Origin of the sequence: Nostoc sp. MS1 (assembly GCF_019976755.1) — a bacterium.
Lineage (GTDB): Bacteria > Cyanobacteriota > Cyanobacteriia > Cyanobacteriales > Nostocaceae > Trichormus.
This window is the reverse complement of record NZ_AP023441.1, coordinates 5,380,357-5,389,661: the sequence shown is the minus strand read 5'-3', so window position 1 is coordinate 5,389,661 and position 9,305 is coordinate 5,380,357. Positions and strand designations below refer to the sequence as shown.

Sequence of the window (9,305 nt, the reverse complement as noted above, 5' to 3'; positions counted from 1 at the left end):
TCTCTAGTTGTTACTGCATTACAGCAGATGGAAACTGAAGTGGTTCTGTTGTCGCTACTTTGATATAAGTTTCATTATTGAGAAACTTACTATTGACAAGCTCTTTGAGTGTTTCTACATCAGTTTGCCATTTGTCAATCACTGCACTTATAGCTGCCAAACGTGCTGTTGGTTCTTCTTGAGTAATCTCACGACTAAAGTTAGCCGAAAACAAAACTGCTGGCTTTATTGTTTGGTCTGGATACTGTAATTGAGCTTCATTAATATCCAGATATAGCTGTGTCTCGTTCAGCGTATAAACGAGCCTCATTGACGCTTCTACAGGCGTAGAACCAAAATCCTGCCACGCTCCTGGTTGGAGGAATTTACTAAACGTGTAATTACGTGCGCTCAAGTTTTCCGACTCGTAAGGTGCAATCCCACGTAAGTTAATTCCCACGCCCTGATAGTTCACCTGTTTGACTGTCTCAATATACTTTTGTGCGATCGCCGCAATTTGCACATCGCTTGCTTCTTTATTGGCGATCGCCTCCGCAAAAATAACCCTATTGACTTCTGCAACAATGCTCACGCCATTCTGGTAAACAACCTGCGCCGCCGTATTCGTCAGAACTGGTGGTCTAGCCAATTCCCAATTGCTGGGGACAATCCCTGTGTACTTGAGAAAATCTGCGGTCAAAATGCTTGGGTTTTGCTGCCGAACGGCGATCGCGATCAACAGTTCTTGAACTTGAAAATTTTGAATCATATCGATTTCTTTAATATGTGTAAAAATAATATCTAATGTGATTTTATGGACACTGATACGAGAATACACTTATGCACCTCTCTTTAGGAATAAATTTTTAATAAAGATTATGTAAAGGCAGTGCATATACTTAAATCTAGGATTTTTATCGAAAAAATCTGAAGTTTAAGAAATGTTGTGTCACTTTAGCTTGCCCAGCGAATCCAAAAACTTCTGCACCAACTCCTCTAGATCACTGGTATACATCGGTGAGCGCGATCGTTTATCTATCTGCACTGACTGGGGCAATCACTCCACCTCTTGGCTCATACTTAAAAAAGCGGTTACAGGAGCCATCTGGGTTTACTAGCTATGGACAAATTCAACAATGCCAACTGACAAGTATTTCACGGATATCTTCTATTCTTCTTGACTGAATTATTTCAATGGGTTTATGACTATCTAAATCTACTAATACTGCCAAGTAATTTCCTTGCCCCTTCACCAAATTTTTCCGCAGTCAGGACAGGTTGAATAATCCACTCTTTTTTCTATCGTTATAATTATTTCTTCCCTTTCTAGTTCTTGAAAATCTAATACTTGCATTTCCGGAAGATTTAGAATTTGCTCTACTCAATCTTGCACCTGGAAATATGAATGTCAAACAATACCTTAGCCAAACTACGAGGGTTCAACCCCTGTGGAAACGGGATGAATACGTCCCAGAGAAGTAAGCTTGGCAAAAATTTGCGCTAATAAAATAGGCTCAGGCTTTTGAGGAAGTATTTTTAGCATTTCACGGACATATTGAAAACCACGGTAATAAGCTTTCAGGTCAATAATGCCAGAACCAGGATTATGTTTACGGAAATCAGCCAGAAGATGATGGGATAAATTAACCATGAAGAAGGCAAGATTAGCCGCATTAGTCACAGCAGTTTGGGAAGAATTCATAAAGTCCTCTAAACCCCAAAACTGCTTGGCATCACGAAAATTAAACTCGATTTGAAAACGTAACTTGTAGTAGTCAATAATCTTATCAGCCTTTAAATCTAGGTCACTGGAAAATAAAATTACATGGCTACGAGCCTGAGTTTTAAGATGAGTTCTGACCAAAATAACTACATTTAAAGCCTGGGCAAATTCTTTGTGAAGAAGAGTCGCCTGATAAATATCAGATTGAATTTCGTCCTCAATATCACTTTTACACAAGTATTTGTCAGGTAGATTACGATAGTCTAGCTTGTCGCCGTATTTACGACGAGAGCGTTTACTGGAGTTGACAATACGAAGAAAGATAAACCATTAATTGGTTTACTGGCTAGGCTAGAAAAAAATCTATCTACCCCGTAAGTTTGCTTACCCGATTTACTGATTACAACTTCATCTCCTGCAAGCAAGTACACATCATTTTCTCGCCACAAATGTTTACGAAAAAACAGCCAAAACAATGTTGCCCAAGGTATTACTGTAGAGAAAAATCTCCCCATTGTCCGATAGCTACCGCGTTCCTCTGTCCAACGGGCAATTCCCCTCATCGTGACTCGACCACTCATAGCTAACATCGCCAGGATAATTTGGTTCAATTGCCGCATCGTTGTCGCGTTTATCTGCGGTAGCAGGCATTGTAACAATGATAAGATATCGGACATGGGCTGCTTGTAGCTTTTGAGTTGTCGTTGTGAGAGACAATAACTCTACTACGAAACGCCCTACCTCTTCATGCTCTTATTTTGGCAACTGTATTGGTAAATATCCCTCTTCTGTCACTTTCCGAAATAAGCAAGTAGTAAATAACTGAAATTATCCAGAAGAGAAAAAAGGTTTAAATTGGTTCATTGTAAAAATTAGGTGATTAAATCCAAGCAATAAATCGGAATTGGGAAAAACATTTAGCCAGGGATAAATCAACCAAAATAATAAAAGAGGTTGAACAATTAAACGAAGATTATTTAAAGTATTCTTCCATCCAGAATCATGATTCCATTGTTTATGGTTAGAGAAATCTACACAACTAATACAAGCACTGTCATGTATTTCTGTTTCAGAAGGAGCTTGATTTAAGGATAAGAAAGGTGGAGAACTTAAACTAATCATTGTGTAGACACAAAAAATAATCTCCCACCATTTCTCAATATGTTGAAAATTTGTAAATCTGTAGTCTGTCCAGCCCAGTTCCTGTTTACACTGCCAAAAACCATATTCTACCCAAGTTCTTAACCCATATAAGTCGCCTAAAATTTTCTTGAGGTTCCCTGAAAGATTAGTCATGACAAATGAAGTAGAATTTTCTGGCATAGTTTCTGGATCAGTTGTTATTTCCCAGTAAGTTATGGCTCCTTTTTTACCATAAACTATTTCTCTAATATATCTAGTTTCTGATTTTTGGTTACTAAATGTTCTTTCAAATTTGCACCACTTATTCGCCCTAACGCTCTGCCCTGCTGGCAGCCAGACTCCATGATTACTTCTGATTGATACCACATAACCTAAGCCATATTCAGCCAGTTTTCTAATAAATTGGCTACTTTCACCATACAAACTATCAGCCAATACTAATTCAATATTGAAATCTAATTCCATTAACTCTGTAATTATTTCTGATGCTAACTCTATTTTAGTTTTATATTTATCTGAATCCTTTAGTGTTCCTTTTGGTTTAAATACTTTGAAAATTAATGGGAAAGTTATGTTGGCATAAACTCCATAAGCGTTAACTGAAACTATCCCTTTATCTACTTTTCCCACACTTCCTAAATATTGTCTAGCTACATAATCTGTCTTTTTACCTTTTTTTCTGTCTCCGGTTTCATCTATTACTACCGTAATTGTCTGACCATTTAATGCTCTTTTTATTTTCTTTAATCTTCGGCTCTTCAACTCATTTACTGACCAGTATGAATTGGCTATAAAATGATGTAATGATTGGGCTGAGTTTATACTGACTACTTTTGCTATCTCTGGTAATGATTTTCTTTTGATTGGTGAAATTATGCCTAAGTGTAAATATTTGAAACATTCATAATTTCTTACTTCTTTGAACAGGTCTTTGTACTCTGCACAATATTCATCTACGAGGCGCAAAAAAGCTAGAAAATATTGTGCCGATAATGTTACTGCTGAGAAGTTTGTGAATTTGGGCGATCGCCGAAACGCGAGATTGCAAGTCGCCAGTCGAATATTTACGAAAAAAAGATACTCGTAACTTTAATAACCGATCCCAAACTGCGGCTTGGTTTTGCACCTCTAGTACAGTTTCAATTCGAGCGATCGCAATATTTTGAACTAAATTAAAAACTGCATTCCCAAAAGTAACTGCTAATAAACCCAAACCAATTTGTAATAAAATTCCCCGATTGGCATCCGGAATTGCTTTATCAATCAAAATCCCTGTTGCTTGGGGGGTAAGCATTCCTAGCAAAGTAGAAATAACCCCTAACACTAGCACGGTCAAAATATCTCGATCGCGTCCGCGCAAAGCAAACTTGATAACATCTACTGTTTTTAGTACCCGTTCGGGAAACGGGCGATAAAGCATATAAGCAATTGGAGAAATTAATCTTGCTGTGTCAATATTGACAGGGATGCGACGGCGTTCGTGAGGACTAAAAACTTCATAGCGATCGCTACCTACAGGTAATAAAGCCACTGGGCGCTCGCCTTCTACGGTGTATGCTAACAACGGGCCGCTATTAGACTCCTACCACTTACCGCTTAAAATAACCCGCCTTGTGCGAATCCGCGAGGCGCGAGCGATCGCTTCTAGGGGATCTTTGACCCGCTTGGGATCTTCCGATCTAGCGGGCGGACGAATTTCAATTCCCAACGCTCGACCAACCGCACCTACAGCAATTAATAATTCCGTTCCTTCTTGCAGAAATTCTGCTTCTTGAGGGCGAAAAATACTCGTCAATTCTCCTAATGCCCGTTCGCTAGCTTGTTGATTAAGTTGCAAACGCGCGTTAAACTGCTGAAAACGGGTTTTATCTTCCTGCTGTTCTAGTTCGTGCAAACAGCGTAAAAAATCACTATGAAATTGCTGCAAGCGTTCTAAGATTGCAGTTGTGCCACTAATTTCTTCTGGCTTAATTCCAGCTAAAACAATATCAGTATCGTCAAAAACTGCAACTAAGAGATCGCTCCATTGATGCAGGCGATCAGCAATTAGAGATAAACTTTCATTCCCCTCTAGGCTGTATTGTCCCCAGTTTGTTAGATATACTGTTTGCAAGTAAGTTTCTTCGTAACCAATAGCAATCAGCGAGTAAGAATTCCCTTCTAGATTTATAGGAATTCCGAATATAACATCCCCTGGATTGATATCGAATAAGTAACGACGCGCTCCTTGCTCTATACCGTTTGCAGTCGGAACAGCAAACAAAGCCATTGTTCCTGATAATACCAACCATGCAGTATCAGAACGAGCTAACTTTAGAGGAACCTATCCCACGAATAAAATTCTGTTAATCCAGATGTGAATTGTCGCAAGAGAAAGAAAACCGTTGAAGCAGGCAGAAATTCTTTCCCACCGAACAACGAGTCGGCGATATTTTCTTTGAAACCAAGCAAAACAGCGCTCTTGTTGAAAACGCGGAACAGAAATTTTAATTGGTCTACCCCGATTTTTTCGATTCTTCCAAACACGCGCGCGGCAATTGAGGTCTGATTCCACGTTTACGCAATGCAGCCCGTTTGTCCTTGGAATCATAGCCTTTGTCAGCAGCCAGAACTTTAACACGTTTACGAGGTCTACCGGGTCTATTCGTTTTAACTTTGACACTATCTAACAGTGGTATCACTTGATCTGTTTCACTACCGTTGGCTGGAGTTGTGCGATTAGCCAAGGGCATACCATTACCATCAGTTAAGGTGTGTATTAAAATTCCCTTACCTTTATGACCGTACTTAACGCCTTCACCGCCACCTTTGCCAGGGGGAAAAAGACCCATCAACAGCACCGTAATTCCAGTTGATTAGGCTTCTTTCCTCTGCAATTCCTAGTATCCTTGCTTGTAAACTTTCCAAAGTTCCGTCCGTTTCCCAACGTTGCAACCATCTGTGCGCTGCACTTTTTGATGCCCAGATTTCTCCTGTGGGAGCATCACACCAACGGCATCCTGTTATCAATATATACAATAACGTGTTCAGTACATGACGAAATGGTGCATGAGGCATTCCCCTTCCTCTGTTTTCTGGTTCCTTGGGGAATATATCTTCAAACAACTTCCACTCCATATCACTTAACCCTTCAAATTTCCCCGCCATACCCTGATACAACTTACCGTTTTCAACAGCAGATTATCATATTGCTGGTATTAGTGGGATAGGTTCAGGATTATTGCCTTTAACAATAGTTTCAGAATTGCTATAGTTCAAATTATTACTCCCGGTTCACCTTTCGCTCGAATGAGCCAAATCCCACGAGTGTAACCTTCTCCACATTGGCTACAGCTTCAGTCACAACTTCTAAAAAAGCTGATATCACTTCATCAGCTTGCTTTTTTGTAATGTTTGCCTTGGCTGCTATAGTATCTATTAATTCGCCTTTGTTCATAAATTTACTTAAAGCAATTAAATAAGGAAAATTTAGCATCATTGACTCGTATTAGCCAAGGAAAAATGATAAAAATCAAGAAATTTTTAGATACGGACACTATTGAGGCATAACAAGCAGATGGTGACATTTAAGTAGAGCGACTTAAAAAACCGGCTCTTGCGTTGGTTTTATGGTAAGGCATTAAAATAGCCGTTTTATAGAAAGGCTCAAAAATCTAAAATCCAGTCATAGCAAGGAATATAAGCTCTGACTAGATTTTATTTATTATTCGACTCCATAAAAGGAACTGAAGAGCCATATTTCTTAAATGCTCACAGCCTCTGGGTTTTAGGTATTAACAACACTAAATTACCTTCTTTTAAATTTAGTAATTTTTAATTGTCATTGACAGTATATACTCCTATGCAAGGATACATAATTCCTAAAGGTGTTGTCAGAGGTAAGGTTTGGAAACAACTTTGAGCAATCCAGTTATTAGGGTTGAGTAAAAACATCCTTAATTGCTTTCAAATCTAAGTAGGCAATAACTTGGCTAAATTTCTATTTACTCAATCAATGGCATTACTACAATGTTGAATGTACATTTAGTATTTGTACTTGGGATAGCTCGTTCATGATTTTCTCAAATATAAAAGTGGGCTGCTTTGACAAACCGCTTGTATTTTTTAGGTGATGCTGTAAATTTTTTGTTTATTTCTCCTTTGAGATGGCTTTTTTTTCGAGAAAAAACTCAAGGTTAAAACTGTACCTAAACTTAAAATAGTTGAAGGTTCTGGGACTGGTACTGCTTCAATTTGCCCGCGAATCTCCCCACTAGCAAATGCAGTGGTGTGAACATTAATATAAATTCCACCAGCTAACAACTCATCAACGTAATCAGAAAGTTTCTTAGTTGTATCTGGGTCAGTATCACAAGTAAATCCTGTTTTAGCGGGAGTAAAACAATAATCTGTATCACTCCAGATGCCGCTTACTGTTATTGGATTATCCTTCTTTCCAAAGACTGCATCAGCATCATCTTTCGGCCCATAAATATTAAAAACATGAAACGGACTCCTTTGATTAGCGAAACCTCTATGAAAATGAATTTTGGACACAGTTCCGCCAGCAGTGTCTAAAGCCAAATTATTGAGCGTAATTGAGTATGCTAATTGTGTCTGTGCATCATTTAACTCTAAAGTAGCAAAACCTATTGCTGATGAGCCAGTAGGAGCAGGATTTCCATTAGAATCGATAATTTTATTGCCATTAAGTTGGGATCTGAATATTGTCGCAGCTTGAGCGGAGTAACTTAACCCTAGACTCGCTATAACTGTTAAGGCACTAATTACAATTGTTCTCATTGCAAAAAAATAATTAAAATTACTTCATTGTTATTTTAATAGAATTACCCAAAAACTCCAAAACTAAATTTTTAAAACTTAGTTGCCAAGCTTTAACATTTTTATAGGAATGTATCTGAAAGCTAATCGATCCTTGAAAAGCATGTGAAAGTACAAGAGCATGTTAACTGCCTCACTGATAATGCTCATTAACTTCAAAAGCCCAGAACTTTTCAAGAGACAGGGACTGGAGGAAGGTCAAAATAATAGCCTTCTTCCTAGCGTTAACTTAAGTATTTTCTCTATTAATGCAACAACGTCGATGGAAAATAGAAATAATTATCTAGATTAGATAAAGCATCGGTGATGCGATCGCTTTATGATGCGGTAAGTATTATATGAGCGATCGCTATGACGCAAATAATCTCAATCAATGACAATCAACGCTTACAACTAGAACCTTTAGAAGTTCCCTCCCGTCTGCTATTGGGGCCTGGGCCATCAAATGCCCATCCAGCAGTCCTGCAAGCAATGAATGTATCACCTGTGGGACATTTAGATCCAGCCTTCCTTGCCCTAATGGACGAAATTCAGTCTTTGTTGCGCTACATGTGGCAAACAGAAAATCAACTTACCATTGCTGTGAGTGGTACAGGCACAGCCGCAATGGAAGCCACCATCGCCAATGCTGTAGAACCAGGTGATGTAGTTTTGATTGGTGTTACTGGTTATTTTGGTAATCGTCTGGTGGATATGGCAGGACGCTATGGCGCAGATGTCCGTACTATCAGCAAACCTTGGGGGCAAGTATTTTCCCTGGAAGAACTCCGCACTGCCTTGGAAACCCATCGTCCGGCAATTCTGGCTTTAGTTCATGCGGAAACCTCCACAGGTGCGCGTCAACCATTGGAAGGTGTAGGTGAGTTGTGTCGAGAATTTGACACTTTGCTACTCATAGATACAGTTACCAGTTTGGGTGGTGTTCCCATCTTTTTGGATGCGTGGGGAGTTGATTTAGCTTACAGTTGCAGTCAAAAAGGTTTGGGTTGTCCTCCTGGCGCTTCACCCTTTACCATGAGTCCTCGTGCTATGGAGAAATTACAACGCCGACGCACTAAGGTAGCAAACTGGTATTTAGATATGAACTTGCTGGGTAAATATTGGGGTAGCGAAAGAGTTTATCATCACACAGCCCCAATCAACTTATACTATGCTTTGCGGGAAGCATTACGTTTAATTGCCCAGGAAGGACTAGCCAACTGCTGGCAACGTCACCAAAAGAACGTAGAATATCTGTGGGAAAGATTAGAAGATATAGGCTTAAGTCTGCACGTTGAAAAAGAGTACAGACTACCCACCTTAACCACAGTCTGCATTCCCGACGGCGTTGATGGTAAAGCTGCTGCCCGTCAGTTACTCAATGAACATAACATTGAAATTGGTGGCGGCTTGGGTGAACTAGCTGGTAAAGTCTGGCGTGTGGGACTAATGGGTTATAACAGTCGTAAAGAAAGTGTAGACCAGTTGATTCCAGCTTTACAGCAAGTTTTAAGTTAGAGGTTGTTTTAAAAGTATTTTGTTGCGATTTTAGGCACTTCTTGATCCCCCTACGAACTGAAATCAAAGTTCCCTTTTTTAAGGGGGATCTAGACTATTTAAGATACTACCAGGTAGCTTGGCACTCTCAAGACTAGAAATA

8 protein-coding genes and 3 pseudogenes are annotated in these 9,305 nt (G+C 39.3%); 1 reads left to right on the top strand and 10 read right to left on the bottom strand.

Annotation, left to right across the window (positions count from 1 at the left end; all coding sequences use genetic code 11):
* Window positions 1–10: 10 nt before the first annotated feature.
* From NSMS1_RS23305 to NSMS1_RS23260, 10 genes and pseudogenes are all read right to left on the bottom strand, one after another.
* Window positions 11–748, bottom strand: a complete 738-nt coding sequence (locus NSMS1_RS23305) for a hypothetical protein (protein ID WP_224087093.1) — start codon at window positions 746–748, stop codon at window positions 11–13.
* A 376-nt stretch (window positions 749–1,124) separates the two neighbouring features.
* Window positions 1,125–1,333: pseudogene (locus NSMS1_RS23300) on the bottom strand (hypothetical protein); the annotation flags it as partial.
* Window positions 1,334–1,408: 75 nt separating this feature from the next.
* Window positions 1,409–2,379: pseudogene (locus NSMS1_RS23295) on the bottom strand (transposase).
* Window positions 2,380–2,530: 151 nt separating this feature from the next.
* Window positions 2,531–3,811, bottom strand: coding sequence for an IS701 family transposase (locus tag NSMS1_RS23290; RefSeq protein ID WP_224087092.1), 1,281 nt, complete (start codon window positions 3,809–3,811; stop codon window positions 2,531–2,533).
* Window positions 3,795–4,409, bottom strand: a complete 615-nt coding sequence (locus tag NSMS1_RS23285; RefSeq protein ID WP_224087091.1) for an ABC transporter transmembrane domain-containing protein — start codon at window positions 4,407–4,409, stop codon at window positions 3,795–3,797. Before NSMS1_RS23285 ends, NSMS1_RS23290 begins: the two co-directional genes overlap by 17 nt.
* An 18-nt stretch (window positions 4,410–4,427) precedes the next feature.
* On the bottom strand, window positions 4,428–5,114 hold the full coding sequence (locus tag NSMS1_RS23280; RefSeq protein ID WP_224087090.1) for a hypothetical protein: 687 nt from the start codon (window positions 5,112–5,114) through the stop codon (window positions 4,428–4,430).
* Between the two features lie 226 nt (window positions 5,115–5,340).
* A complete protein-coding gene (locus NSMS1_RS23275) occupies window positions 5,341–5,676 on the bottom strand; it encodes a transposase (protein ID WP_224085446.1) in 336 nt (111 codons plus the stop codon).
* Entirely contained in the window at window positions 5,642–5,992 is a 351-nt protein-coding gene (locus NSMS1_RS23270; RefSeq protein ID WP_224085447.1) for a transposase, read from the bottom strand. The genes NSMS1_RS23275 and NSMS1_RS23270 overlap by 35 nt, the downstream gene beginning before the upstream one ends.
* Before the next feature lie 130 nt (window positions 5,993–6,122).
* Window positions 6,123–6,281 (bottom strand): annotated as a pseudogene (locus NSMS1_RS23265) (HU family DNA-binding protein); the annotation flags it as partial.
* Window positions 6,282–6,949: 668 nt separating this feature from the next.
* Window positions 6,950–7,627, bottom strand: coding sequence for a CHRD domain-containing protein (locus tag NSMS1_RS23260; RefSeq protein WP_224087089.1), 678 nt, complete (start codon window positions 7,625–7,627; stop codon window positions 6,950–6,952).
* A 390-nt stretch (window positions 7,628–8,017) separates the two neighbouring features.
* On the opposite strand from NSMS1_RS23260, the gene NSMS1_RS23255 reads away from it, so the two are divergent.
* Window positions 8,018–9,163: an alanine--glyoxylate aminotransferase family protein gene (locus tag NSMS1_RS23255; RefSeq protein WP_224087088.1), complete on the top strand. Its 1,146-nt coding sequence runs from the start codon at window positions 8,018–8,020 to the stop codon at window positions 9,161–9,163.
* The last annotated feature ends 142 nt before the right edge of the window (window positions 9,164–9,305 follow it).